This is a genomic window from Zhongshania marina (assembly GCF_002915595.1).
GTDB lineage: Bacteria > Pseudomonadota > Gammaproteobacteria > Pseudomonadales > Spongiibacteraceae > Spongiibacter > Spongiibacter marinus_B.
On the sequence record NZ_PQGG01000030.1, the window covers coordinates 42,285 to 68,490 of the forward strand.

General features: G+C 43.4%; 25 protein-coding genes. 14 read left to right on the plus strand and 11 right to left on the minus strand.

Features of this window, described 5'->3' with window-relative positions:
* The first annotated feature begins 9 nt into the window (after positions 1-9).
* From C0068_RS12865 to C0068_RS12875, 3 genes are read left to right on the plus strand one after another with little or no spacing between them, the layout of a single operon-like run.
* Positions 10-309, plus strand: coding sequence for a PepSY domain-containing protein (locus tag C0068_RS12865; RefSeq protein ID WP_158249996.1), 300 nt, complete (start codon positions 10-12; stop codon positions 307-309).
* 51 nt (positions 310-360) lie between these two features.
* Positions 361-1,038: a response regulator gene (locus C0068_RS12870; RefSeq protein WP_103684882.1), complete on the plus strand. Its 678-nt coding sequence runs from the start codon at positions 361-363 to the stop codon at positions 1,036-1,038.
* Entirely contained in the window at positions 1,025-2,353 is a 1,329-nt protein-coding gene (locus C0068_RS12875; protein WP_103684883.1) for a sensor histidine kinase, read from the plus strand. The genes C0068_RS12870 and C0068_RS12875 overlap by 14 nt, the downstream gene beginning before the upstream one ends.
* 341 nt (positions 2,354-2,694) lie before the next feature.
* On the opposite strand, the gene C0068_RS12880 is transcribed toward C0068_RS12875, so the two are convergent.
* Positions 2,695-3,093, minus strand: coding sequence for a GreA/GreB family elongation factor (locus tag C0068_RS12880; protein WP_103684884.1), 399 nt, complete (start codon positions 3,091-3,093; stop codon positions 2,695-2,697).
* Positions 3,094-3,385: 292 nt separating this feature from the next.
* Positions 3,386-4,072 carry a carbonic anhydrase gene (locus C0068_RS12885; RefSeq protein ID WP_233208812.1) on the minus strand — a complete coding sequence of 229 codons (687 nt, stop codon included), beginning with the start codon at positions 4,070-4,072 and terminating at the stop codon, positions 3,386-3,388.
* A gap of 267 nt (positions 4,073-4,339) precedes the next feature.
* Here C0068_RS12885 and C0068_RS12890 point away from each other — a divergent pair, with 267 nt between their 5' ends.
* Positions 4,340-4,780 carry a DUF6306 domain-containing protein gene (locus tag C0068_RS12890; RefSeq protein ID WP_103684886.1) on the plus strand — a complete coding sequence of 147 codons (441 nt, stop codon included), beginning with the start codon at positions 4,340-4,342 and terminating at the stop codon, positions 4,778-4,780.
* A 92-nt stretch (positions 4,781-4,872) separates the two neighbouring features.
* On the opposite strand, the gene gdhA is transcribed toward C0068_RS12890, so the two are convergent.
* Complete coding sequence (gdhA, locus tag C0068_RS12895; RefSeq protein ID WP_103684887.1) at positions 4,873-6,222, minus strand: NADP-specific glutamate dehydrogenase; 1,350 nt, start codon at positions 6,220-6,222, stop codon at positions 4,873-4,875.
* Between the two features lie 730 nt (positions 6,223-6,952).
* Entirely contained in the window at positions 6,953-7,546 is a 594-nt protein-coding gene (locus C0068_RS12900; RefSeq protein ID WP_233208813.1) for a hypothetical protein, read from the minus strand.
* Positions 7,547-7,902: 356 nt separating this feature from the next.
* Between C0068_RS12900 and C0068_RS12905 the strand changes: the two genes are divergently transcribed.
* The gene (locus C0068_RS12905; protein WP_103684889.1) at positions 7,903-8,826 is read left to right on the plus strand and encodes a hypothetical protein; all 924 of its coding nucleotides are present in this window, start codon (positions 7,903-7,905) and stop codon (positions 8,824-8,826) included.
* A 290-nt stretch (positions 8,827-9,116) separates the two neighbouring features.
* On the opposite strand, the gene C0068_RS12910 is transcribed toward C0068_RS12905, so the two are convergent.
* A complete protein-coding gene (locus C0068_RS12910) occupies positions 9,117-9,962 on the minus strand; it encodes a LysR family transcriptional regulator (RefSeq protein WP_103684890.1) in 846 nt (281 codons plus the stop codon).
* A 106-nt stretch (positions 9,963-10,068) separates the two neighbouring features.
* Here C0068_RS12910 and C0068_RS12915 point away from each other — a divergent pair, with 106 nt between their 5' ends.
* The 8 genes from C0068_RS12915 (at position 10,069) to C0068_RS12950 (ending at position 19,773) form a co-directional block, all read left to right on the plus strand.
* Positions 10,069-11,802, plus strand: a complete 1,734-nt coding sequence (locus tag C0068_RS12915) for a diflavin oxidoreductase (protein ID WP_103684891.1) — start codon at positions 10,069-10,071, stop codon at positions 11,800-11,802.
* A 9-nt stretch (positions 11,803-11,811) separates the two neighbouring features.
* Positions 11,812-13,521, plus strand: a complete 1,710-nt coding sequence (locus C0068_RS12920) for an NADPH-dependent assimilatory sulfite reductase hemoprotein subunit (protein WP_103684892.1) — start codon at positions 11,812-11,814, stop codon at positions 13,519-13,521.
* A complete protein-coding gene (locus tag C0068_RS12925; protein ID WP_103684893.1) occupies positions 13,514-13,840 on the plus strand; it encodes a DsrE family protein in 327 nt (108 codons plus the stop codon). Before C0068_RS12920 ends, C0068_RS12925 begins: the two co-directional genes overlap by 8 nt.
* Positions 13,841-13,848: 8 nt before the next feature.
* Positions 13,849-14,268 carry a DsrE/DsrF/TusD sulfur relay family protein gene (locus C0068_RS12930; RefSeq protein ID WP_103684894.1) on the plus strand — a complete coding sequence of 140 codons (420 nt, stop codon included), beginning with the start codon at positions 13,849-13,851 and terminating at the stop codon, positions 14,266-14,268.
* A 5-nt stretch (positions 14,269-14,273) separates the two neighbouring features.
* Positions 14,274-14,654: a hypothetical protein gene (locus C0068_RS12935; RefSeq protein ID WP_103684895.1), complete on the plus strand. Its 381-nt coding sequence runs from the start codon at positions 14,274-14,276 to the stop codon at positions 14,652-14,654.
* Positions 14,648-15,637: an NAD(P)H-dependent flavin oxidoreductase gene (locus C0068_RS12940; protein WP_103684896.1), complete on the plus strand. Its 990-nt coding sequence runs from the start codon at positions 14,648-14,650 to the stop codon at positions 15,635-15,637. The genes C0068_RS12935 and C0068_RS12940 overlap by 7 nt, the downstream gene beginning before the upstream one ends.
* A gap of 157 nt (positions 15,638-15,794) precedes the next feature.
* Entirely contained in the window at positions 15,795-18,452 is a 2,658-nt protein-coding gene (gene aceE, locus C0068_RS12945; RefSeq protein WP_103684897.1) for a pyruvate dehydrogenase (acetyl-transferring), homodimeric type, read from the plus strand.
* Between the two features lie 22 nt (positions 18,453-18,474).
* Positions 18,475-19,773, plus strand: a complete 1,299-nt coding sequence (locus C0068_RS12950) for a 2-oxo acid dehydrogenase subunit E2 (protein ID WP_103684898.1) — start codon at positions 18,475-18,477, stop codon at positions 19,771-19,773.
* 171 nt (positions 19,774-19,944) lie between these two features.
* Here the strand turns inward: C0068_RS12950 and C0068_RS12955 are convergent, their stop codons facing one another.
* The 6 genes from C0068_RS12955 to hmpA all read right to left on the minus strand — a co-directional run bounded on the left by C0068_RS12955 (position 19,945) and on the right by hmpA (position 25,660).
* On the minus strand, positions 19,945-21,273 hold the full coding sequence (locus C0068_RS12955) for a chloride channel protein (RefSeq protein ID WP_199176171.1): 1,329 nt from the start codon (positions 21,271-21,273) through the stop codon (positions 19,945-19,947).
* Positions 21,174-21,605: a hypothetical protein gene (locus C0068_RS19570; RefSeq protein WP_199176172.1), complete on the minus strand. Its 432-nt coding sequence runs from the start codon at positions 21,603-21,605 to the stop codon at positions 21,174-21,176. The genes C0068_RS12955 and C0068_RS19570 overlap by 100 nt, the downstream gene beginning before the upstream one ends.
* A 260-nt stretch (positions 21,606-21,865) precedes the next feature.
* A complete protein-coding gene (locus tag C0068_RS12960) occupies positions 21,866-23,035 on the minus strand; it encodes an acyl-CoA dehydrogenase family protein (RefSeq protein WP_103684899.1) in 1,170 nt (389 codons plus the stop codon).
* Positions 23,036-23,152: 117 nt separating this feature from the next.
* The gene (locus C0068_RS12965) at positions 23,153-23,554 is read right to left on the minus strand and encodes a GreA/GreB family elongation factor (RefSeq protein ID WP_103684900.1); all 402 of its coding nucleotides are present in this window, start codon (positions 23,552-23,554) and stop codon (positions 23,153-23,155) included.
* Between the two features lie 735 nt (positions 23,555-24,289).
* A complete protein-coding gene (gene nrtS / locus C0068_RS19875; protein WP_103684901.1) occupies positions 24,290-24,487 on the minus strand; it encodes a nitrate/nitrite transporter NrtS in 198 nt (65 codons plus the stop codon).
* Entirely contained in the window at positions 24,488-25,660 is a 1,173-nt protein-coding gene (gene hmpA / locus C0068_RS12975; protein ID WP_103684902.1) for an NO-inducible flavohemoprotein, read from the minus strand.
* A gap of 94 nt (positions 25,661-25,754) precedes the next feature.
* Here hmpA and C0068_RS12980 point away from each other — a divergent pair, with 94 nt between their 5' ends.
* On the plus strand, positions 25,755-26,180 hold the full coding sequence (locus C0068_RS12980) for an RrF2 family transcriptional regulator (RefSeq protein WP_103684903.1): 426 nt from the start codon (positions 25,755-25,757) through the stop codon (positions 26,178-26,180).
* Positions 26,181-26,206: the final 26 nt, after the last annotated feature.

Consider the following 26,206-nt stretch of genomic DNA (forward strand, 5'->3'; position numbering starts at 1 on the left):
GAGAATATTATGAAAATTCGCAAAAAACACGCTATTGTATCCACTGCTTTTACTGGACTGCTGTTCAGCGGAATTGTTCTAGCAGACAAAGAGGACATCCATCTTCTTGAGCAAACCAAAATAAGCCTAACAGAAGCCATCACTATTGCTGAAAACAAGCAGAAAGGGCGAGCTTATGAGGCATCACTAGACGATGACAGCTTCTCACCACGCTATGAGATTGGTGTGATAGCAGCAGACAAAATTTACGAACTTGAGGTAGATGGAGTGTCCGGTGAAGTACTCGGCGTTCGCGAAGATATGGATTAACATCTATATCGGCAAATACGTTCACGTTGAGTAGCTCTTGATGGCAGCCATATGAAATTATTACTAATTGAAGACGACCAGGCAACTGCGGATTTCATTGTGCGCGGGCTGAAGGAGCACGGTCATATCACAGACCATGCAAACAATGGTTTGGACGGCCTAGTGCTGGCTCAAAATGAGCACTACGACGTGTTCATTCTTGATCGCATGCTGCCAAAACTCGATGGCCTAACGTTACTACGAACCATTAGGAACGCCGGCAATCTTACCCCAGTCTTAATGCTTACTGCGATGGGAAGCATAGAAGACCGGGTTACAGGACTGACAGCAGGCGCCGAAGACTATCTTATGAAACCATTTGCATTCACCGAGCTTCACGCGCGTGTTTGTGCACTAGCTAGACGACCGCCTCTCAGCCAAGCTGTCATCAGCCTGAGTATTGCCGATCTTGAAATGGACCTAATCAAACGTCGGGTAACACGTGCAAATCAGATTATCGAACTGCAGCCTACCGAATTTAAACTACTCGAATTCTTGCTACGTCACGCTGGTCAGGTCATCACACGCGCTATGCTGCTCGAGGGCGTCTGGGATTTCCACTTTGACCCGAAAACCAACATGGTGGAAACCCACATCAGTCGCCTTCGCACAAAAGTCGACAAGAATTTTGATTTCCCCCTGATACACACTGTCCGCGGCTCAGGTTATAGAATTGATGCGCCTACCTAAACCCTTTGACTCCGCCACCTTCCGCCTCACTGGCTTATACCTAATCCTGTTCGTGATCTCAGTTTCAGTCTTTGTAGCGCTTCTATTTATTCAGGTACAAAAAGTACTAGAACACGAAACACGCAGCCAAATCACAATAGAAACCAATCTGCTCTTGTTTGAATACCGTGAAGACGGAATGGACGAGCTGCTGGAAGAGACAGAAGAGAGGATCGAAAAAAGCCGTACTCGCGACCGATTCATCTACATGGTGCAAAACCCCTCCGGCCGAGTCATTTTCGACAAAGTCGAGCCAGTAAATGCCCCATACGGCTGGCGCCAAACTAAAGGTGAGCAGCCTACTCTATTTTTTTATACACAATTGGAGAGTGGCTTCATCCTCGGGGTCGGTAAAGACATGGGCGTGCTGGCGACCCTAGAGCGCGCGTTCGAGCAAACTCTATTCTGGTCACTTACCTTAGCGCTTGTACTTGGCACCTCAGGAGGGCTCATTTTAAGCCGACGTACGCTGTCGAGACTGGAGTCCATCAATCGCACGGCCAAGGCCATTGGAGCCGGGCAATTGGCCCTAAGAATTCCGTGCCGTAACAACGGTGACGAGCTGGATGCTCATTGCAATACCCTCAATCAAATGTTCGACCGCATAGAACAACTTGTGAATAACGTGCGTCAGGTGTCCACCGGCGTCGCCCACGACCTGAGAACTCCCCTCGCGCGCCTCCGCGGTCGTCTAGAAACCCTCCAGAACAGCAGCTTGCCAATCCCCCCCGAGTCACTCGAGGAAGCAATTGGTGAAGTCGATAAAATACTCGACATTTTTGCTGCGCTCCTACGTCTTGCAGAGCTGGAGGCAGGTAGCCTTAGATCCGGCTTTTGCCCCGTAAAATTACATACTTTAATTCAAAATATTACGGAGGCTTATCAACCCATCGCAGAAGATGATGGCAACACGCTAAAACTGGCCACAGTCGATGATGTCAGCATTGCTGGCGACGTAAATCTATTGCAACAGTTACTCGCCAATCTAATTGAAAATGCCCTTGAGCATGGCGGCAAGCCGAGTGAAGTAACCATCGGGCTGCAAAAGTCCAGAAAAAAAATCGTATTATCGGTTGCCGACAGAGGGCCGGGGGTAATTAATGAGGAGCACTCATATATTGTCAAACCATTTCATCGACTTGAAAACAGCAACGGTACCGGAATGGGATTGGCTATGGTCTCGGCTATCACGCGATTACATGACGGCACTTTGATATTTGTTGACAACGAACCAGGGCTGCGCTGCGAAATCCATTTTCCAGCGACGTCCAGATAATTGAGCATAAAGGGCACTCATAGTGTACCTCTTGATTCAACAACGACAATATAGACACAAAATATTTTTCAGATAAAAATGGGCGCCCTACCAGGCGCCCACCCACTACAATTATAAAAATTTACCTTTACTTTGCTTTTTTTCTTTCTTCTCCCTACGCTTCTCTTTAATAGTTTTTAATGCTACTTTTTTCTCATCCACCTTACCTTTACTCATTTCATCACCTTTAAAATTATTTAGTTAAAAAACAATTCAACGATGCTGCCATTCGTCGCCAACATGGACAATATTACTACACTAGCAGCAAGCAATTGCCTTCAAAATACACCCCTCCTTCATATTTATGGATTCTGATCAACGGAAATAATACAAAACATATTTTCAGAATTGCCTAGACACAGCTTTATAAGCTCCCCTCTATTACGTCCAATTAATGTCGAACCCAATGGTGATAAAACACTGATTTTACCCTCCGCAGGATTACTCTCACTCGGAAGCGAAATAACTATCGAAGCCTCAGTAAAATCACTCATATTCATTAAGCCCACTTTCGTCCCTATTAACACGGTAACGCTAGAAGCACTCTTTACAGGAACATCATATATCCCCTCCAGCTTATCCAATAAGCTAGCCAGCTCGATGGGACGCAATGTAATAGGGCGAAATTCAACCATTCTAGAATAATCGTCTTTCAGCCAGGAAATAAACCGACGAACATCTACAAAAATATCAGTATTCACAAGACTTAACCCATAGAATCTCTTCGACTCTAAAATTAAAATTAACTTATAATATATCTATGAATAATTTTCCGGATGTAATAGAAAGTTACATCCGGCTAAACGAGGAAGGTGAGAGGAGGCGTTAATACGCGATTGAAATATATAGTCATTTTATTTAAGTGTTTACATTAAATATTCAACATACAAGTATAACCATCTAATTATTTTAAACAAGCCCATAGCTATTAATATACAAATATCGCCGATATCTTACTCTTTACCGCTATTGTGATTTCATTCACCATTACTATTAAAGAAAATCCCCCACATGATTGTCATAAAAAAAATCTACGCCACCAGTTTCCAGAGAGTACTCAGCACCAACAACCATAAGCCGGCCATTACCAATAAGTTCTTCAAGTATTGGGGAACCACTACTAATATGCTCAACAGAACTTCGAACATTGGCGCGCACACAATGCTTAACTAAATCCTTCTGATTATTGCGCAGCTCTGTAGACAACAATGTTTCAACTGATGGGCGTATGCGCTTAACAATCGAATGTAGATTGTGAGATGGAATTTCACTCCTACCACTCAGCACCTCAATAGTAGCCGTAATGGCGCCACAACCTGAATGACCGAGTACAATCACCAGAGGAGTACCAAAATTTAAAGCAGCGAATTCAATACTACCTATACCAGATGGGGCTACAATATTCCCCGCAACTCGGATCACGAACAAATCGCCAAGCCCCTGATCAAATATTAATTCAGCTGGAACACGAGCATCCGAACACCCCAACACAATGGCAAATGGTGCCTGAATTTCAACAAGCTCAGGACGCTTGCTATTAATATCTCCCGGATAATCGCTACTAACATTCGTGACAAAACGGGTATTACCTTCCTTTAACCTAATTAATGCCTCTTGAGCCGAAATCATGCGTTCCCTCTCTTCGTCTATTTTACAAAATCTTCCTGAATTAAACATCATCAACCAACTAACCAATAAAATTCACATGCCAACACTACTCCGCAACATATCTACACGCCTGAACCACTCTTAAAAAACCCTTCAAGGCCTGCAACCACTTAGCCATACCACACCAAATATAGACCATTATATATAGTTACACTCCATGAAAAATACCTGCATTTATTATCAAATTTTATAATGAGTAAACTGATACCAATTTTATAAATTTTAAGCATACAATGCATGACACATAATTATTTCCAATAATTACGCGGAGGTGTATTAATGAGCACACAGGACTCATTATCAAACAAGGAAATTTTCGACCTACTATTGCAGCTTCTACACGCCGAGCGCGCTGGAGCAAAAGTTTGCATGCAATCGATACAAGAAGCGCCATCCGATGAGTATCGACAAATCTTATTAGATATTCATCGCGATGAATCAAATTCTTGTGCAGGCCTGCTTAACAGCATCAAAATAATCGGTGCAACTGCAGACCATAGAGTTGGAGACTTTGCAAAGAAATGCCTGATCATTTCAAATTTTAATGATCGCCTACAATATCTCAATCGAGGTCAACAATGGGTCGTGCGAAAAATTGAAGATGCCATAACGAAAATTCATATCAATCAAGTGCAGAGTCAACTAAGAGAAATGCTCGACGTTCATCGTGACAACGTGACACGAATAGATCAATTTTTAGAGCAGCGTACACCTGACTAATTTGTAGTGGCACGCTGCTTACTCTATAAATTAAATTTCAGACTAAATATAGTAGCCCAGATCACACAACAACCTCATTTTTACCAAAATCACTATATAACGCCCATCGCAGTCATTGCTCTTGCTACCCGTATAAAACCAGCGACATTGGCACCCAAAACATAATTACCTTCTTCCCCAAACTCACCAGCAGTTTCATAACAAGACGTATGAATATCAATCATAATTTCTTGAAGGCGTTTTTGAGTATACTCTGACGACCATGAGTCACGACTTGCGTTTTGTTGCATTTCTAAGGCAGAAGTAGCAACGCCACCAGCATTTGCTGCTTTACCAGGACCAAAACAAATATCTGCATCTTGGAATATCTGAATCCCTTCCGATGTTGTTGGCATATTTGCCCCTTCGGCTACCGCCAAACAACCATTTTCAACCAATATTTTAGCATCTCGACCAGTCAGCTCATTCTGGGTTGCACAAGGCAACGCGACATCACACGGGACACTCCAAACTGAAGAACCCTCAATATAGCGTGATGACTTTTTTAATTCGACGTATGCACTAATCCTACGGCGCTCTACTTCTTTAATTTGCTGAACTAAAGGCAATTCAATCCCAGCCTCATCAATGATAAAACCGCCAGAATCCGAACACGCGATAACGTTCGCGCCAAGCTCATGGGCTTTCTCTATTGCATAGATAGCTACATTTCCAGAGCCAGAGACCACTACTTTTTTACCCTCCAATGAATCACCACGCGCTCGCAGCATCTCTTGAGTAAAGATTACCACACCATAACCTGTAGCCTCTTTACGCGCCCTACTCCCTCCCCACCCCAAACCCTTTCCCGTTAGCACCCCAGATTCATACCGATTTGTGATTCGCTTATACTGACCAAATAAGTAACCTAACTCCCTACATCCCACACCAATATCGCCAGCAGGAACATCAGTATATTCACCCAGATGACGATATAACTCCAACATCATACTTTGGCAAAAGCTCTCAATTTCACTATCTGTTTTGCCTTTCGGATCAAAATCGCTCCCCCCTTTCCCTCCACCAATAGGTAACCCAGTAAGTGCATTTTTAAAAACTTGTTCAAATCCAAGAAATTTAACAATCCCTAAATTCACCGACGGATGAAATCGCAAACCTCCTTTATAAGGTCCCAACGCACTATTAAACTCCACCCTAAAGGCGCGATTAATCTGTATTTCACCATTATCATCACGCCAAGGTACCCTGAAAATTATTTGTCGCTCAGGTTCGCAAATTCGTTGTATTATTTTCTTATCAGTAAATTCTGGATACTTTGCAAGTACTGGCCCCAAAGTTTCAAGAACTTCTCGAACCGCTTGATGAAATTCAATTTCTCCCGGGTTACGATGCAAAACTTCTTGAAAAATAGACTGCAACTTCTCATCAAATTTAAATCGCATGAATTCACCTTTGTTGGAATTTTATATAATCAAGACTAAAAATTTTATTGAAATTGTTAGTGCATCGAAATTCTTATAACAACCTGAGATGCAACGAAACATATTGCAAAGAAAATAGACATAGCCACTACTCCGGACAATATTACAGGAAATGGATTATCTTCCACTAAGCTCATCATTCTTCTACGGCCTTCCTTATTTTGTAACGCAAATAGCAGTGATATTGCTTGAAATATTGTTTCCACAATACCCAGGTATCGTCGAACCCGACTTTTATCCAATGCATTCATTTAAATAGTTATCCTAAATTTTTAATCATACTAAAAGAGTATTAAAATCCTTTATGACTAGCACAAACTGATAGCAACACGCCAGTGTGAAGCTCAGAAAGCCAATTCTCGTTAAGGGTGATGTCGTAATTGTTACGCAAAAAACTTATGGTGGTAGCAATTATACTCGTCAGGATGCCGACTGGATGCGAGCGTCCGCCAACTTAGCTACTCCCAAGAATTGAGCGATATCAGGAAAAGTAGGATTGGCGCTTGAAACAATACAAATCAAGCGCCAAAAACATGTCGAACGCAGATAACGAGTATCTTATTCGTAACAATAGAGAGGTATTTAAGGAAAGTTTGATTTTTCATTAGACGATTATGTCACTGGCTATATATTTGTCAAGGAGTCGCGACCACTGTTTTTCATCGCATATCCCCCTATGTAGCCTATTGCATCAAGCGTCCATTATTGCCTCCTCAAAACTTTTTTGGAAACATAAACATTCATTAATTAACACGGATAATTGGTGGAGCTGGTTACTATAAGTCATTCTAAGTTGAGCCTCGTCATCCAGAGAATCATTTATCACACATTGAATTCTCAACTTCTGATTACTTAAGTACTGATATACTGAAAACCCAACATTTCTTTTATATCCTGCCTGCAAGTAAACATATCCTCCTTTACAAACTAAACTATTAACTAATTTAGATATACGTTTTACAATACTATCAAGGCCTTCTTGGTCGGCAGCTACAACTAATTTAATATGCTCAACTATTTCTAACCAAATATCATTTAAAATAAGCCATTTATCAACGCTAGTATCGCAGTCAAAGCATCTAAAAAGCATATAGAATACGCTTTTCAGTTTTAGTGCTATTTCTTGCTCTGCAATGAGTCGCATTCTTTTATCGTGGTCAACAAATGCAATAATCCATTTAGACTCCCAATATAGATACGATGTTAAAATGTATTCTATTTCTATGTCAGGCAATGCAGGCAACTTGTTCTTAACGGTTTCACCTCGCTTATACTTCTTAATCATCTTAGATCCATATAGAGTGACAATTAGCATAAGAAGTATCATTTCCGCATCCACGGGAATACCTCTATATACCAGAATTTATCCACCTTAATACTTTTTTCATGATTAAAGTAAATGAAAAATTACTAAATTTAATATCATTATCGTTGATATTAAAATGTTGACACCTGAATCATTGACCGTATATATCGAAAATTCAATCGCACATCGACCCGAGCATCATCAGTTGACTTTGTCCGGGGCGCAAAGTATAACGATCGTTATATAGGTACATCTTGCTTTCCTATATAACGGCAATCCGACTACCAAGGCGCTGCCGCCTCAAAACCACCATAAAATATTGGAGAACATTTACTATGTCTAATTTATCACAATACGGTATTCCTCCTGGGCTCCCCCCCAACGTCAAGCCCCTGCCTGCAGGCTTTGAAGCAGGGGCTGCCAATGAATGGATATTTTTCTTTGTATGCGGGGCTGCAGTTGTAATTTTCGCGTTACCATGGGCATTGAAAGCCGCAGCGAAAAAAAACTACATCCCACTATTAGTGATGTTAAGCGGCTTAATTTGCTCGCTAGAAGAAGCGATGCTCGATATGCTGGGCCACCTGCACTGGGCGGACGACCTCATCCCTGTTTATACAAACTTTGGGATCACAGTCCCACTACTTATTCCTCTATGCTATGTCGCCTTTCTCGGCTTGCAATCTTACTTCTGCTATTTTGTTATTCGTAATGGCGCTACCTTTAAGCATTTTGTATTACTCTTAGCAATGGGCGGCATTTTAGACGCCATTATGGAGACTATAGGGATTAATCTTAACGTGTATGAATATTATGGTATTCAACCATTCACGCTATTTGGGTTCCCTTACTGGTGGGCATTTATCAATAGCGCCTCATTTGTAACGGTTGGATGCATTTTGGCTTATGCTGTGCCCCGCCTCACCGGCTGGAAACAACTGCTAATATTATTGGCAGCCCCTTATGGCATGGCCATGACCTATTTCACGGTAGGGTGGATACATATTCTTGCGCACAACTCAGGACTGCCTGAATGGGCTCGCTGGGGTGCGGCAGCAATCATGATGATTGAGTGCGTTTTCTACATGAAACTTCTACATTACTTATTCGGCGCAAAAGACAAAGAACCCACAGCCAACTGGACGCTCATGAGAATGCTCCAATACACTATGATTCCTAGCGCGGCGAGGAATCGGCTATGGCAAAAAATGGCCGAAGAAGGCGGGCTGCCAAAGGATCGTCACACAGCAGCTTACTAATAAACCATGGAATCAATATCAACTTAAAGTCGAAACTTATTGAACTCTAAGCCCTGCGGGAAGTGCACACTTTGATCAAATACAGCCCTCTTGAATCAAATTGTACACTTCCCACATTAAATATAGTCAGGGAAATTGCAGTCATAACCATCTATTTACCAGTCGTGTCATCATGTGAGAGGGCTCATTTACACTTATAAGAAATCCAACCTTCTACACCATATTGCAAACCCCATGCTCGATGTAGCGTATCTTTTCTTCTTTTATTATTAGAGGACAACTATTACTACCTAGAACTCTCCATGCCCCGCAACTTCTACAGCACAACTTAGTGCCTCTAATGCAATACCCATCAATTTAGATGCATTACCGCGAGAATATATAACATATATCGGATAGCTGAATTCCGGTACGCCATCCATGCGCTCAACAAGACCGCTATCAATATATGGCTTAACCACTCGGCTCCTAAAGTACCCGCTGCCGCCGTGACAAGCTAAATGTTCCAAAGCTAGAGGGCCATAATCTACATATAAATCGCTACGGCACAGCTCTGGAAGAGCGGCATCATGCTGGCGACAGAAATGCTCACCCCAATCTACATATATATACGGATCTGCACTCTTTACCGACTTCACTTTGATTAACTTTTCTTCTAATACTTGCTCTGCCTGGATACCTGGCCAGTAATCCGGTTGATGAACAAGCGCGGCATCTAACACGCCACGCTCGATTTTTTCATGAAGACTCGAGCGCTCCGCCACCTCTATTCGAACACCTACATCGCCTTTATTAATTCTCAATTCATGCAGCCATTCCAATAGCAGAGGATTCCAAAGGCTCGCCTCCCCACCCAAAGTTAAGATCGTATCTGCTCCCTTTGGGAGAGGAAGCTCTCTACGAGCCACTTCCCACACTTGAACCAATTGGCTCGCATGGGAAATAAATCGCTCACCATCATTAGTAACCTTTGCTCCCGCTCGATTACGAACAAACAATCTACAACCCAATTGCCCTTCAAGGTTTCTGATCCGGGCAGTAACAGTAGTTTGAGTAACATGCAGACGTTCACCTGCAGCAATGAAACTACCTGTTTTAACTATTTCAAGAAAAGTCCGTGCAAGTTCAATATCCATAAGTCTCTATCAATATTTTTCAATTAAACTGACATTATATTTCATTATTCATCAAAATATCTGCTTGTCATACTGTCAGAAATATAATCTGAAAGCAGTACTTTCAATGCAAGCACCTAACCATATATTTTCAAAACAGCAGTGGCGCGAACTACACAGCTTACTCAATGAACTAGATGGCAAACAATCATTGTGGCTAAGCGGCTACCTTGCAGCCACTGCAATAGAATCAACAGCGACTGAAAACAGTACCGATCTAAACATTCCGCTAATTGCATTTGGCACCGAGACTAATAATTGCAAGCAACTTGCCTACCTATTCGGCGACTTATGTCGCAAGTCTGGAGTCAATGTAGATGTTTCCGACCTTTCAGACATCAAACCCCGAGCATTAAACAAACGAGATCATTTTTTAGTCATCACTTCAACTCACGGTGATGGCGCCCCCCCTGAGCCGATAACACCTTTTTATGAAGCACTATTCAGCAACGAAGCACCTAAACTTAATAATATCAAATTTTCTGTACTAGCTTTAGGCGATAGCAGCTATGAGAAATTCTGCGCTACCGGTATACAAATTGATCAGCGCTTAGAGGAGCTAGGTGCTCACCGCTTTTTACCACGACAAGATTGTGATGTTGACTATGAAGAATCTGCAAAAAAATGGATGGCATCACTACTGACGTTACTTCCCAGAAGTTCAAAGAACTCTAGCGATAAACTACATTTAAGCATACCGATCGAGTCTACCGAATGCAGTATAAGTAATCCCTTCACTCTTGAAGTACTATCAAATTTGAATCTTAGCAGCAAAAGTAGAAACGAACCCATTCACCACCTTGAGCTAGCGATCGGCTCCAATACCATCTCTGTCGAACCAGGGGATGCAGTAGGCGTTTATGTTGCCAATCCACCCGAACTTGTAGCGGCATTATTAGATGCGACCGGTCTCTCCGGTGAGCACCCGGTGACACTAGATGGTCATGCTCTTCAACTAGTTGAAGCATTAAGGGAGCACCGCGATCTAACCATCCCGAGCTTAGCACTTTTAGAATATTGGTCTAATTTAACGAACGATGCGGAACTAACTACCATTGCAAACAGCGCAAAACCAGATCAACGCCGTTATTTACGCACAATACAAGTGTCAGATCTGATAATTAAGTGGCCCGCCCATCCAGACCCACAATCCCTAATTAATACATTGCGCCCATTACAGCCGCGGCTATATGACGTAGCTAATTCGCTTTCAGCAATCGATGATGAGATTCACCTTACTGTCAAAATGTATAGATATCCATTTGGAAAACGCAGAGAGGAAGGTATTGCGTCACGATTCCTGCTTGAATTACAGCCCGGTGATAGCATTACACTTTACCCCCACCAAAATGCTCGGTTCCACTTACCAAAGGACAAAACCACCCCTGTAATTTTCTTTGCCGAAGGCACAGGTATCGCACCCTACCGAGCCTTTATTCAAAAATTATCAACTCTGGAACAAGCACCTCAATGTTGGCTGCTATTTAAAGAACAACACTTTGAAGAAGACTTTCTTTATCAGATTGATATTCAACGAGCTCACATCAATAGCGTTATCACCCACATAGACACTGTATTTTACGACGATAGCTGCGAAGCCACACTGCATTCAATCGCTCTCAAAAATGAGCAACGACTCATGTCGTGGATCGACAAAGGAGCACACCTCTACTTTTGCGGAAATAGAGCCACTTTAGAGCACTGCGAGTCCCAATTAAAACGACATTACGATTTTTGTTTAGGCGAAGGAAAGTGGACGTCTCTTTCTAAAAGTAAGCGTATCCATCGCAACCTATACTAGGAATTAATTATGTATCTAAATACTAAATTACCCAGTCAACCAATAGATAATCTTCATGAAAATGAAAAATTAAAAGCGACTAGTCGACATCTACGTGGAAACATCTCAAATGGATTAGATAACCCCATTACCGGCGCAGTTCCTGGGGACGACCATCTTTTAATGAAATTCCATGGCGTCTATCAACAAGATGATCGAGATTTACGAAATGAACGCCGTCAAAGGTACTTAGAAAAACTTTATCAATTCATGGTTCGCCTTCGTATACCCGGGGGCGTACTTACCAAAGATCAATGGCATGGACTCGATATTTTATCAAGGCGATTTGCTGAACGAGGAATACGTATTACAACACGTCAAACAATACAGTTTCATGGCATTCGAAAGCGGAAATTGCGAGCACTCATGCAAGGAATTCATAATCTAGGCTTAGATACTATTGCTGCATGTGGCGATGATAATCGTGGCGTTGTTTGTGGAGCAAATCCGTGCCTATCCGCACTAAATAAGCAAGTTAGCGAACTTGCTAAAGAGACAAGCAACCGCCTCATTCCAAAAACCGGCGCATACTCTGAGATATGGTACCAAAAACCCACAGTTAAAACCGATAACGAAGAACCTATTTACGGTGATTTATATTTGCCCCGAAAATTTAAGGTAGGCTACGCTATACCTCCCATCAATGACATAGATGTATACGGCCAAGACGTTGGTTACATTGCCATAATAGAAAACGGTGCACTTACTGGTTTCAACGTTTGCGTAGGTGGCGGTATGGGACAATTAGATGCAAGGACCGACAGCTATCCTAGACTAGCCGATCTAATCGGGTTTATTGAGGCCGATAAAGCACCACGGCTTGCCGAGACGATAATGACCATACAGCGAGACTTTGGTGATCGGATAGACAGACACCGTGCGCGCTTCAAATACACCCTAGACCGACTGGGATTAGATTGGTTTAACAATGAGCTAACTGCGCGTTTTGGCGAGACCTTGGGCTTACCACGCCCATTCAAATTTGAACAAAATGGAGACAAATTAGGCTGGCATCAGGCTGATGATGGTCTTTGGCATACGACTATATATATCGAAAATGGCCGAATTGATGGCGCACTTCGTGATCAGTTATCTGGATTTTTTCAGTTTTACGGCGGACGCATTAGGCTTACCACCAATCAAAATTTGCAACTTACCCACATTGCCGATTACGAAAAGAGTCAAATACAATCACGCCTAGACGACCTCGATCTACTATGGCGATTAACACCACATCATCAAGCTAATCATCTTATAAGCTGTGTAGCATTACCCACCTGCGGCTTAGCCATGGCCGAAGCGGAGCGCTACATGCCAAGATTATTAGATCTATTCGAGCGTTTAAAGGCACGTCACGGTGTAAACGACATTCCTATCACAATACGACTTACTGGTTGCCCCAATGGCTGCGCCCGCCCCTATTTAGGTGAAATCGCCCTTACTGGCCGAGCACCTGGATTATACAATCTCTATTTAGGTGGCAGTTTTCATGGCGATCGTTTAGCGACTCTTTACGCTAGTAATATTGATGAGGAAACCTTCTCCATCTTACTTAGCCCATTACTCGAACACTACAGTAATGAACGTTTGACCAACGAGCACTTTGGCGATTTTTTAGTTCGCCAAAACTTGCTAGATTCTCAATGCACATCCGTCAACCTAGGAACTCCCAATGTCTAATTACCTATTCATCCAAAGCCAAGATCCTTTCACGGAAACAAGCACAAGCAATCAGTATCGACTTGCTCAAGATCTACTGCTCGCCGGTAACACCGTCACCGTACTACTTGTTCAAAACGGTGTAATGCCTGCTAGACAGAAGGCTATCTCAAAAGAATTTGATGCCCTTTTGAATTCAACTGTCGTCGTCATCGCTGACAAATTTTCTTTACAACAAAGAGAAATATCTAATAACGAACTTAAAAATAATATTTATGTTGGAACATTAGAGCATGCCATCGACGCTCTACTTGCTGGTCACAAAGTTATTTGGAACTAGGAGAAACTATGAAAAGTACTAATGAACAAACATTAACATTTGCGTTCATGGATCCACCCTTTGAAAGTGAGAGAACGGTAACATTCTTCCGCCTTCTGGATGCTGCACTTGATAAAGGTGCGAATATAAGAGTGTTTGCATACGAAGGTGCTGTATCTTTGTCACTTTCCTTACAAAAGGCCCATGGTAATTCGATTCATGGCAGAAACGCCGAAGAAGAAGACCACCCTTTGAGCAAAGATTGGATATCTAGCCTACAACATAAAGCAGCTAGCAATAATTTGAAGTTTGAGTGGATTAACTGCGGACTTTGCGTCGACGAAAGAGGCGTCACCGATGTTATTGAAGGGTGCAACCGAGGAGGTCCTCCAGACCTTTGGCGATATGCTAGTGAATCACTAAACACCCTAACAATAGGAACGAGGTAGGCCGAATGAAAGTACTACAAGTTATTGACCAAGCCTTTCGCACAACAACAGAAGAACAGGACGACACAATACTTTGGCTTACTCGATCCATGCGTAGTGTAGGTGGCGAACTCACAGTATTACTGGCTGGGCACGGCACAAATTACGCGGTTCTAAAAACTGCTCAGCCTTCTCTCACTCTAGGGAAATGGCATCAAAGCCAACCCGCTGATTTACCAAAGGACATCAATCAATTAATCGATAGTGGTGTGCCCGTATTTATTATTGAGGAAGACTTTATCGAACGCGGCTTACAACGACAATCTATTATCCAAGGCGTACAAACGATAGCACGACATAATTTACCAGTACTTTACGAACACGCCGACCAGGTGTGGCAATGGTAAAAACTACCTCGCCTCTACATACCCCACTTTGTGACTTACTAGGCTGTCAATTTCCTATTATGCTTGCGGGAATGGGAGGCGTAGCTAGGCACCGCCTCGCAAGCGCCGTTGCTAACGCCGGCGGATTTCCAGTACTTGGCATGGTACGCGAACCTTGCGAGCGCATGCGCTTCGAAATAGCCGCACTCAAACAGCAATGTATTACTCCCTTTGCAGTCAATCTCATTCCTGCGGCAACAGATGCCAGCCTGCTTAAAGCACAAGTAAGTTTATGCATAGAACTAAATGTTCCATTTATAGCATTATTCTGGGATATCGATAAAAAACTGATTCACCAATTAAAGTTTGAAGGATGTAAAATTATCCATCAAGTCGGTAATCTCGAGGACGCTGAAGCCGCATTAGATGCAGGAGTTGACGTCCTCATAGCACAAGGGCAAGAAGCCGGAGGACATGTACGCGGCAAAGTCAGCAGTCTCCCCCTCTTAGCAGAATTACTTCCAATAAGTCCTATACCGGTTGTAGCCGCTGGTGGCATAGGCAATGGTAAATCAATCGCCGCAGCACTAACTCTTGGCGCCCAAGGTGTAAGTTTAGGTACTGCTTTTTTAGCGACTACTGAGGCTAATGCCCATGAGCATCACAAGCAGCGGATCATCAAAGCAAATGCCAACGATACCGTTTACACCACTCAGTTTCACCGCAATTGGCATGAACCTGCTCCAGTAAGAGTACTTGCAAACGCTATCACTCGAGGGGAGCGTATAGACTCGAGCAAACAAGATCATCCTATTGTAATTGGCTATCAAGACAATCAATCCATACATCTCTGTTCCACAGACTCTCCGCTAACTGATGCTATAGGTGCCATCGATGATATGGCGCTTTATTCCGGTCAATCGTGTGGTCAGATAGCGAAAGTAACTAGTGTGAAACAAAGAGTCGACACACTGGTTACAGAAGCCAAATTGGCGCTGAAATAGCCCTAAATGATATCCCTAGAGATTATCTCAAAAACTGGAGAACAGTAATTTTCTTAAATTGCAGCGAAGAAAACCTACTTACACCGTACTCCACATTTAAATTTTTATTCACACAAAACTTATATTACGCAATTCCTTAAAGGGAGATCCACCCATCATGCTTCTCGACAGTGATCCTCACGAAACAAAGGAGTGGCTTGACGCTTTAGATTCCGTTATCCAGTTTAATGGTCAAGAACGAGCGCACTTTCTTGTTTCTCACCTCATTGATAAGGCGACATCATCAGGGATTCCACTGCAAAATGCAGTTACTACCCCCTTTCATAATACTATTGCGCCCCATCAGGAAAAATTAATGCCAGGCGACCTTTTTATGGAACGCCGTATTCGTTCGCTAATTCGCTGGAACGCGCTCGCCATGGTAGTTAGGGCAAACACCAAAAATTCCGGAATCGGTGGTCATATAACAACTTTTTCCTCCTCAGCTACCTTATATGACATAGGCTTTAATTATTTTTTCCATGGCCGTGGGTCAGGTCATCTTGGTGATTTAGTTTACTTTCAAGGACACAGCTCCCCCGGAATCTATGCCCGCTCTTTTTTAGAGGGTCGCCTAACCGAGGAGCAACTGGAAAACTTTCGTTTAGAAGTCGACGGTAACGGCCTTTCTTCATACCCCCATCCTTGGTTGATGCCTGACTATTGGCAGTTCCCTACCGTGAGTATGGGTCTCGGTCCTATCCAAGCAATTTATCAAGCGCATGTTATGCAATATCAACACAGCCGCGGATTAATAGACCAAAATAATCGCAAGGTTTGGTGCTTTTTAGGGGACGGAGAATGTGATGAACCTGAATCTTTAGGTGCGATTTCATTAGCGGGTCGCGAAAAGCTCAACAACCTCATATTCGTCGTCAACTGTAATCTGCAGCGCCTAGACGGTCCAGTACGCGGCAATGGAAAAATAATACAAGAACTTGAAGGAGTGTTTCGCGGCGCGGGTTGGAATGTCATCAAAGTAGTATGGGGCCGACTATGGGATCAGTTATTGAAAAAAGACACCACTGGCTTACTCCTGCGCCGTATGGACGAAGTGGTTGACGGCGAATTACAGAATTACAAAGCCAACGGTGGAGCCTACACTAGGGAACATTTTTTCGGCAAATACCCTGAATTACTTGAATTAGTCAAAGACCTCTCTGACGATGAAATCATGTATCTTAATCGTGGCGGTCATGACCCATATAAAGTATACGCCGCATACGCAAACGCGATCGAGACGAAGGACAAGCCAACCGTAATACTAGCTATGACGGTAAAGGGCTACGGTCTGGGTAGTAGTGGCGGAGAGGCACAAAACGAAGCCCACTCAGTAAAAAGTTTAGACATGGATGAAATGAAACGTTTCAGGGATCGCTTCGATATACCGATTAGCGATGAAGATCTTGTTAATGTCCCATATTACCGACCGCCAAATGACAGCCCTGAAATCCAGTATATGCATGCCCAACGCCAAAAACTAGGCGGTTATTTACCAGCAAGAGTATCGGATTATGATTCTTTAACGGTTCCGGATCTCACTAAATTTGAAAGCCAGCTTACAGGTACGGGGACTAGAGAAATATCCTCAACAATGGCCTTTGTTCGTGTTTTATCTACGCTAATAAAAGACAAAAATATAGGCAGCAAAATCGTACCTATCGTGCCGGATGAGGCGCGCACTTTCGGCATGGAAGGCATGTTCCGACAACTTGGAATCTATTCATCACAAGGTCAGCGTTACACTCCGCAGGATGCCGGACAGATCATGTATTACAAAGAATCAAAAGAAGGTCAAATACTAGAGGAAGGCATTACTGAAGCTGGCGCCTTCTCTGCTTGGCTTGCGGTGGGAACATCTTATGCCAACCATAAAATGCCATTAATTCCATTTTACATATTTTATTCTATGTTTGGATTTCAACGAGTGATGGATCTCTGCTGGGCTGCCGGTGACTCTCAAGCTAGGGGATTCCTCATCGGTGGCACATCCGGACGCACCACCTTGAACGGAGAAGGCTTGCAACACCAAGATGGCCATAGTCATCTGCTAGCGAATATGATCCCAAATTGCGTATCTTATGATCCGACCTACTCATACGAGGTAGCCGTGATTATCCAAGATGGCATTAAACGCATGTATCACAACAAAGAAAACATTTTCTACTATATAACCGTAATGAATGAAAACTACCCCCACCCAGTAATGCCAACCGGCTGCGAAGCCAACATCATTAAAGGCTTGTATAAGATACAGGGCATGACCGACGAGACATCCAAATTAAAAGTTCAATTACTAGGCAGTGGTGCCATTTTACGAGAAATTGAAGCAGCCGCTGAGATTCTCAAAGAAAATTACAATGTAGACGCGAACGTATGGAGTGCAACCAGTATTAATCAATTGCAACGTGACGGTATGGATTGCGAACGTTGGAATAGGCTTCATCCGTTAGAATCCCCCAAGACTTCTTTTGCTAGCCAGCAATTAAACCAAATAAATGCACCAGTAATATGTGCCACTGATTACATTAAAGCCTACGGAGAACAATTACGACCCTACATTAATTGCCGTTACGTGGTACTTGGCACTGATGGATATGGACGCTCTGACACTCGCCAAAAATTACGTGAGCATTTTGAAGTCGATCGCAAACACATCGTCGCGGCTGCCTTAAAGTCTCTAAGCGACGACGGAGTAATTACGGCGACTGAAGTAAACCAAGCCATCATAAACATGGAAATTGAAACTAACGGTTTAAACCCACTTTATAAATAGGCCTACACAAAAGGATCTCAGGATGGCTACTCAAACAATTGAAACACCAGACCTAGGCAATGATCAGGCCGCCGAAGTCATTGAGATCTGTGTTATGGCTGGCGACAGTGTCACCGAAGGTGATCCTCTCATTGTCTTAGAGTCTGATAAAGCCTCAATGGAAATACCCTCACCATTAAGCGGCGTAATCCAGGAACTCAAAGTCAAAATTGGAGACAGTATCCAAAAAGGCAATATTATTGCAGACATAAAGGTAGCTAATCAGCCACCGTCTACTGAAAATAAATGCATAAAAGATGATGCGGCTGATGACCAAATACGATCCAACAGTGAATTTAATAGTCCAGCCGTACCACCATCTAATGACCTTTGCGGCCCGCTCTCTGACAAGCCTATGCCGATCGATGCCAATAATAGTACCACCGAGATATACGCAGGGCCTGCAGTTCGAAAACTTGCGAGAGAGCTCGGTATTGATTTGAAAGAAATAGACTCCAGCGGCCCTAGAAATCGTATTATTAAAAAAGACATACACACTTATGTAAGAAAAATTATTTCCGGCAACAGCATACAAAATATCGCCCCTAACCTATTGGCGACACCAGATATTGATTTTTCAAAATTTGGATTAATAGATGTATTTTCACTCAGCGAGAAAGATAAAATAACCGCATCCACACACCACCAACACTGGTATAGCACACCTCATGTCACGCAGTTCAACGAAGTAGACATTAGCGATTTAGAGAATTTTCGACACTCTCTTCATAAGGAAGCTACACGCCGTAATATTAAATTAACATTGACGCCATTTATCCTTATGGCAACGGCATCAGCTATAAAACAAAACACTAAATTTACCGCGTCACTTAGCTCGGATAATGAAAAAATAATTTATAAAAAATTCATTAATATTGGTGTCATCGTAAATACAGCAGGCGGATTAATTGTCCCCGTACTCAGAGAGGTAGACCAAAAATCCATTTTTAAATTAGCAGAAGAATTGACACAACTCACACTTAAATCCCAAAATCAACCACTAACACAGGATGATATAGATGGCAGCTGTTTCACTATTTTTAATTTAGGGAAATATGGTGGTAACGGATTCACCTCCATCATTAATTTCCCAGAACCTGCCATTCTTGGTATTTCTCAGTTCAATATCAAGCCTATGTGGAACGGCCAATGCTTCCAGCCACGAACAATACTCCCACTATGTCTTAGCTATAACCACAAACTAATCAACGGTGCGGAAGCTGGAAAATTTTTAACAGACTTAAGCACCACATTGGCAGATGTGCGTAAGTTGCTCCTCTGACACTGTTTAATCAATAGCCTACACCCTTATTAGAGATACTTTCATGATGCTGCGGTACTGATAGAGATGTAATTCGCATGTAACGTCACTGGAAAATTGTAAAGCAATATTTACAATTTTTACGGGGCCACCATTGTCTTCATCTTTCTTACCGATTCTCGAAAAGAATGATTAAGATTTTTCTCGACTATCAGGCCAACGAATATGACGAGACCGATCTTCTTTTGACGAAACCGATCGAGAATGAGCTTTGATAATGTCACTCCGCGTGATGACTCCCCTTACCACATTGGAGGCACTTGGTACGACAACGACAAGTCGTCCAACCCCCATTCTTACCATCTGATCCGCCGCTTGCCGCAAAGTGCTACCCGCAGCAATAACGATCGGCGGCCGTCGAATCAAGTCAGCTACCAACGCATCACCAAGAATATCCAGTCGCCAAATATCTCGACGTGTCACGACACCTTGTAAATACCCATGAGCATCGATCACCGGAAAGCCCTGGTGGTGCGTAGACGCCATATTACCTGAAAGCCAATCTCGAACTTCCGCCACCCGTTGCTCGTCCCGAAGCGATACAACGTCTTGGCTATATACACTTGCGACATTCACTTGATCTAATGGATCGGCCGAATATTGATCCGGCACAGTGACACCACGACGGCTAATTTTTTCCGTCATAATTGTCGTCCGCATAAACAGCGACGAGGTTAAATAGGCAAGGCCACAACCGCCCAGCAGCGGCAGCAAGCTATTCGGCTGATGTGTAACTTCCAGCGCAAAAACAATGGCTGTAAGCAGGGCTCTTGAGGAGCCAGCGAACATCGCTGCCATCCCGACTAATCCCGCCAATTCAGGGCTTACCCCCCACTGAGGAAAAACACCTACCAGCCATATAGCCAAACCTCCGCCCAGTGAACCGCCAATAATAAATAGCGGCGCCAATGTACCACCAGAAGTACCACTACCAAGCGCAATAGACCAAGATAGCCACTTAGCAAACCCCAAGAGCGCCAAGGCTGATAACGCCAAGTTTCCATTAATAATGTCTGAAATCAGGTCATAGCCAACGCCCATAGTCTGCGACACCCAATAACCAACTAAGCCAACAGCGAGCCCACCCAGTGCCGGCCACCACATCCAATGCAAGGGTAGACGCTCAAACCCGTCTTCAATCCAGTAAAGCCCCCGTGTTACCACCACACTAGCGCCACCAAGGAGCACACCCAATAAAACATAAAAAAGTATCGCCGCCGTGCTTGGTACCACGACTGTAAACATAGCGAATACGGGCTCAGATCCAAGTAGTAAAAAGCGACTACTCGTTGCGGCAACGGTGGCAATAATGACTGGCAATAATGACCGGCTATGAAATTCAAATAGTAATAACTCTACCGCTAACAAGACCGCCGATAAGGGCGCTGAAAACACCGCTGCCATTCCCGCTGCCGCGCCCGCAGCCAACAACACTTTTCGTTCAAGCGCGGTAATATGCACCAGCTGCCCAAGTAACGAACCCAGCGCGCCATCACACCAATAATAAGTCCACCCAGCACAGGAATAAGTATGACCCAAGCCCCCAGATGGTGGCCTGCAGGTGAAATCTCTCGAGTAGAAATGCGGCCGTAGAAAAACAACTGCGCGAAGAAGTGAATTAAATCAATTAATAACTTGGCCACCGGCGCAGCAAGCAAGCCCAGACCCAGCGCAAGAAAACACACCCAAAGTAATCTGCGCCCTGACATCGCGGCAGATTGGACTTGGTTATCTAGGGACAATGCAGGCATTGATGGTGAAACGGGGATAGACGTAGGCCTTGGTTTAGTCATCGGGCTACTCGATATCTAGGAAATCAGGGAGGCGCATTATACCCCTCTTGGTTAAAATATTTCCAATCTAGGCACCAGCGTGAGTATCGTAGCTGCTACCGATCTACTACATGAAACCTAGCCTCCACATTAAATGCGCTGTTACATTATAGTGAGTACAGCATCCGCAATCATTGTATTTTATGATCATTAAATATAGTGTTTACCTTCCAACTAATTCCACTAAAAATAGCAATATGCATACACGTAAGCGCAGATTTTTAGCCTGTTGTTGCAGAACGTATTTCCTCGGTAGCAGCTCTTCCGGCACGCGCGCGCGCGACAATCATCTTCATAACCCCAGCTGTACCATCAGCAATCTCTAGCCCCATCACATCTCGCATACGCTGTTGATGCGGCGCATCCATAGACCAACCATAGTGACCTAGAGTTAAGGCACATTGGTGAATCACATCAAACGCTGTCTTCGACGCCATTGACTTAACCATCGCCGCCTCTACAGTATGCGGCCTCCCTGAATCTCGAAGTGCCAGAGCGTGATAAGACAATTGACGTGCAGCGGCGATCTGGGTTTCACCTTCAACCAATGGAAAGCTAACACCTTGAAAACGAACGATTGGACCGCCAAACGCTTCGCGCTCTTTGGCATACGCCCACGCTTCATCAATTGATGCTTGCGCCGCAGCCAAACATTGCAAAGCAACAAGAGCACGACTGTAATCAAAGCATGCCATTACCTGCAAAAACCCTTCATTTTCATCGCCAAGACGGTGATCAATAGGCACCCGAACATCATCAAAAAAAACTGAGCCTCGTCCCGAACACCGACCACCAAGGTCGTCAAACAACGTCATACTAATACCGGGCGTAATCGATGGTACTAAGAACGCGGTCACACCATATGCGCCATCTTCTGGTTTTCCCGTTCGACCAAAAACAATAAACGCATCAGCACTGTCGCAATAAGTCATCGATGCCTTTTCACCGTTCAGAACATAGAAATCTCCGTCACGACACGCTTTCAACTGCAGAGCGCCAGCGTCGGATCCACAATGGTGCTCGGCAATAGACAGCGCAAAGATGGCGCGGCCGCAAGGAACCCTTGCTAGCCAATGAGACGCAAGCTCGGGTGTCGCAATACGAGCAATGATTTCGCTACACAATGACATTACCAGAACAATTGCAGCGACATTACAGTCACCATAAGCCAATTCTTCAATTACCAATCCCATAGTAACTGCATCAGCGCCAAGCCCGCCAAATTCAACTGGCACATCGACACCCAACATTCCCAGCTCGGCCATCTCCATTAGTAATTCGCACTCTATTTGGCCATCGCGTTCGCGCTTCTGATATAAAGGCAACAACCGCTCTCGAGAAAATTGCCTCACCGCCTCTTTAAGCACCTCTTGGCCCTTATTAAATATCATATTTACCCACCCACCTCAGACAACAATAAATACATTTTCTTTCATAAAAAAGTAATTCAAACCGACTACCAATAACACCAAGATTGACTACAGCCATATATAAGTCAACGTAAACCGCTAAGCGCCTACATGAACATTCGGATGTGATACGTCAACCACCTTTATTTCGGCGACTCTAGATCCTGGCATTATCCAATTTATTGTTGCATTTTTTCTTAAACCTATTAGCGCGACCCCTAAGGGAGAAAGTACAGATACCTTCATCTCCTTAACGTTAGCGTCGACAGGTAAAACTATCATTACCCGGCCCTTAACTTCTGTTGTTACATCAACAAAATCGACAATCGAATTCAAACAAACAGCATCTTCTGGGTAAACGTCATCGTCATATACTGTCGCTCTAGCCATTTCATTTTCTAAGCAATCTCGAATATCAAGTGACGAAGTTATTATCAATTGAGAGATCCGCTTGTAATCGCTTTTTTTAACAACGATATCATCGGCGTTATTTATAGGCATATTTCACCCGCAGCAGAAAACACCCACGAGATTGATCTCTCGCGAGAAATTTAGAATTAGTTATAGTTGAATTATGAGGCGTTTAAGACGTACTTAGCTTAAACGCCGGTAACATGTCGGACACAGCCGACCACAGACTGGGCCGCCTGAAAGAGAAAATAACTTTGAAATATTAATATATCCATAGGAAATCAGTATCCCACCACTACATTAATTGTCAAGGGCATAGCTAAGGTATTTTTCAAAAGCAAACAGCCATTCAAAGAAGCATTCAGAAAGCTATTATTAGCCACGACTAAGCACGTATGATGTTAATGATTATATACAATTTTTCATGACTTTTAACTTTTTCAAATCAAAACCACAAAATTCATGTTTTTAATATCAATATAATTTTTCAAACATTAAATTCAATGATTAAAAAATTCGGGCCATTCATTAATCTTAGCGCTATTATCATCGCACAAAAATTCAGTGTATCTAACTATGTATGATTAACATTCAAAACATCATAGATATTAATCAGAAATAGTGGGTTAATTTCATGAAATTATTCTCCACAAACTCATTTCGAAGAAAACATCAAAATCCATTTTACCAAATAGTTTCTAATCCAGAACTTGAATTGCGCATTAAAAGTGCATAATTTCTCAATGAGCCTAGTGCGCCCATTTATCAATTTTCAGCGTTCCTAAACAGCGAACAACCCATCCGCCAAGCTAGCTGCGTTGTGCTTTAGCGTGAATACCAAGCGGAAATACTCGATACTAGATACGGAACAACATAGGTTAACGCCAATTTGGTAGCATCTACTTTATGCCAGTCGGCCAAAAGCACATAATCATAGTTATTGATTAGGTTCAGGATGGTTCCGACAATAAGGGCGACAAAAAACCACCGCCCTCGAAGAAAATGTTTGGTGGCGCTTTCCATCTATAAGCTTGTGGTCGGGCCGAAGACTTCATAATGCAATTGTTCGTCCGCAAATCCGATACTATTAAGCTGCCTTTTCAGCTCAGACATAAAGGGCAAAGGACCGCAAAAATAGACTTGTGCAGATTTATCAATGAGCCAGCTATTTAAAACTGCTGGCGTTAGCCGTCCCGAAAAGTCTCCGCCATCCCCATACTCAAAAACTTGTTTCAACGCGGTGGCACCGGCATTGGCTAATTGCTTGAGTTCTTCCTTAAATATCTGATGCTCCCTGCCACGACAACATTCAACGAACAACAGATTTGTTTTGTCCATGCCGCTCGCAACAGCCTGTTGCAACATAGAGAATAGAGGGGTAATACCCACACCACCCGAGATAAATACATGCTGCTGGGCATCACTATTTAAGGTAAATTCGCCAAATGGCGGACTCAATAAGACGGAATCACCGATAGCATAATCATGCAAGCCATTAGATATAGTGCCTTCTGGCTCCTTCTTCACGGTCAGACGATAACTGTCAGTCGAAGTGGACCAATTTGAAAGCGAGTACTGTCTGATCTGGTCGTAACCTGTGGCGTTACCAAGTATTTTCAAACCAACGTACTGGCCGCCTGAAAAATTCAGCACTGGCGCATTGTCGGTAGGCTTAAGGATAAATGATTTCACTTCGGGCGTTTCAACCTTGATGTCAATGATGTTGAAGGCCCTGAACCCACGCCAACCGCCTGCTGCCTGCTCGCTCGCTGTGTATAGCTCAGATTCAGCGCCAATGAATATGCTCGCAAGTACTCCGTAGGCTTCTCCCCACGCTTCTAGTGCAGGATGGTTGTCGGGCAATGAAAGTACCTGCTGAATGGCCTTGAGTAAACTTGCTCCCACTAGAGGGTAATGATGTGCCTCAACACCTATACTGGAGTGTTTATTAGCAATGCGCTTGACAGCAGGTACCAACACCTCAATATTGTCAATGTTGTTCGCATAAGCCAGCACTGCATCTGCCAAGGCACGAGATTGAGAGGCATTCCGTTGGTTAGACATGTTGAATACATGCTTTAGATCAGGAGCTGCTTCAAACAGTATCTCATAGAATTTTTCGGTAATGCTAAGACCGTTTTCCTGCAGTGCAGGCACAGTGGATTTGACGATATTTATGGTCGATTCTGAAAGCATGTTGGCTGAGCCCCTTAAAGATTCATTTTATATGAATATTTACTGTAATGCATGAGTGAGTTACGGTCAATCTGCTATTGGGAATAAAAGAAATATGCAACTAACCAAACACACCGATTTTGCCTTTCGAACATTGATTTACCTAGCATCAATGCCTACAGAATCAACGACCATTCAAGATGTCGCCGATCGATTTGACATGCCCAAAAGTCACTTAATGAAAGTGGTTAGCACCTTGGTAGCAAATGGTTATGCGCATTCTATTCGCGGCAAACAAGGCGGTATTTCGCTCGCAAAAACGCCTGAGGAAATCACGCTTCGAGAGGTTCTGGAGTTAATGGAGAAGACACTGGAGCCACTAGACTGTGTCGGGCAGGACTGCCTAATATTAAAAACCTGCCGACTAAAACGGACGCTCAAATCTGCCCAGGACAAATATCTTGAGCACCTAGACGGATACTCGATTGCAGACATGATCGATACCCCCACCACCAACATGATTCATCTTTTAATCCCTTAAATTGCTTAGTACTCGACTGGGATAGC

Bases quoted from the DNA above. Each gene is read 5' to 3' on its own strand.
- C0068_RS12940 (WP_103684896.1), top strand. From the start codon at position 14,648: ATGGTAAAAACTACCTCGCCTCTACATACCCCACTTTGTGACTTACTA.
- C0068_RS12980 (WP_103684903.1), top strand. From the start codon at position 25,755: ATGCAACTAACCAAACACACCGATTTTGCCTTTCGAACATTGATTTAC.
- C0068_RS12865 (WP_158249996.1), top strand. From the start codon at position 10: ATGAAAATTCGCAAAAAACACGCTATTGTATCCACTGCTTTTACTGGA.
- C0068_RS12900 (WP_233208813.1), bottom strand. From the start codon at position 7,546: ATGATTAAGAAGTATAAGCGAGGTGAAACCGTTAAGAACAAGTTGCCT.
- C0068_RS12930 (WP_103684894.1), top strand. From the start codon at position 13,849: ATGAAAAGTACTAATGAACAAACATTAACATTTGCGTTCATGGATCCA.
- C0068_RS12915 (WP_103684891.1), top strand. From the start codon at position 10,069: ATGCAAGCACCTAACCATATATTTTCAAAACAGCAGTGGCGCGAACTA.
- C0068_RS12925 (WP_103684893.1), top strand. From the start codon at position 13,514: ATGTCTAATTACCTATTCATCCAAAGCCAAGATCCTTTCACGGAAACA.
- nrtS (WP_103684901.1), bottom strand. From the start codon at position 24,487: ATGGAAAGCGCCACCAAACATTTTCTTCGAGGGCGGTGGTTTTTTGTC.
- C0068_RS19570 (WP_199176172.1), bottom strand. From the start codon at position 21,605: ATGACTAAACCAAGGCCTACGTCTATCCCCGTTTCACCATCAATGCCT.
- C0068_RS12885 (WP_233208812.1), bottom strand. From the start codon at position 4,072: ATGATGTTTAATTCAGGAAGATTTTGTAAAATAGACGAAGAGAGGGAA.
- hmpA (WP_103684902.1), bottom strand. From the start codon at position 25,660: ATGCTTTCAGAATCGACCATAAATATCGTCAAATCCACTGTGCCTGCA.
- C0068_RS12910 (WP_103684890.1), bottom strand. From the start codon at position 9,962: ATGGATATTGAACTTGCACGGACTTTTCTTGAAATAGTTAAAACAGGT.
- C0068_RS12905 (WP_103684889.1), top strand. From the start codon at position 7,903: ATGTCTAATTTATCACAATACGGTATTCCTCCTGGGCTCCCCCCCAAC.
- C0068_RS12935 (WP_103684895.1), top strand. From the start codon at position 14,274: ATGAAAGTACTACAAGTTATTGACCAAGCCTTTCGCACAACAACAGAA.
- aceE (WP_103684897.1), top strand. From the start codon at position 15,795: ATGCTTCTCGACAGTGATCCTCACGAAACAAAGGAGTGGCTTGACGCT.
- C0068_RS12875 (WP_103684883.1), top strand. From the start codon at position 1,025: ATGCGCCTACCTAAACCCTTTGACTCCGCCACCTTCCGCCTCACTGGC.
- C0068_RS12950 (WP_103684898.1), top strand. From the start codon at position 18,475: ATGGCTACTCAAACAATTGAAACACCAGACCTAGGCAATGATCAGGCC.
- C0068_RS12960 (WP_103684899.1), bottom strand. From the start codon at position 23,035: ATGATATTTAATAAGGGCCAAGAGGTGCTTAAAGAGGCGGTGAGGCAA.
- gdhA (WP_103684887.1), bottom strand. From the start codon at position 6,222: ATGCGATTTAAATTTGATGAGAAGTTGCAGTCTATTTTTCAAGAAGTT.
- C0068_RS12890 (WP_103684886.1), top strand. From the start codon at position 4,340: ATGAGCACACAGGACTCATTATCAAACAAGGAAATTTTCGACCTACTA.
- C0068_RS12920 (WP_103684892.1), top strand. From the start codon at position 11,812: ATGTATCTAAATACTAAATTACCCAGTCAACCAATAGATAATCTTCAT.
- C0068_RS12870 (WP_103684882.1), top strand. From the start codon at position 361: ATGAAATTATTACTAATTGAAGACGACCAGGCAACTGCGGATTTCATT.
- C0068_RS12965 (WP_103684900.1), bottom strand. From the start codon at position 23,554: ATGCCTATAAATAACGCCGATGATATCGTTGTTAAAAAAAGCGATTAC.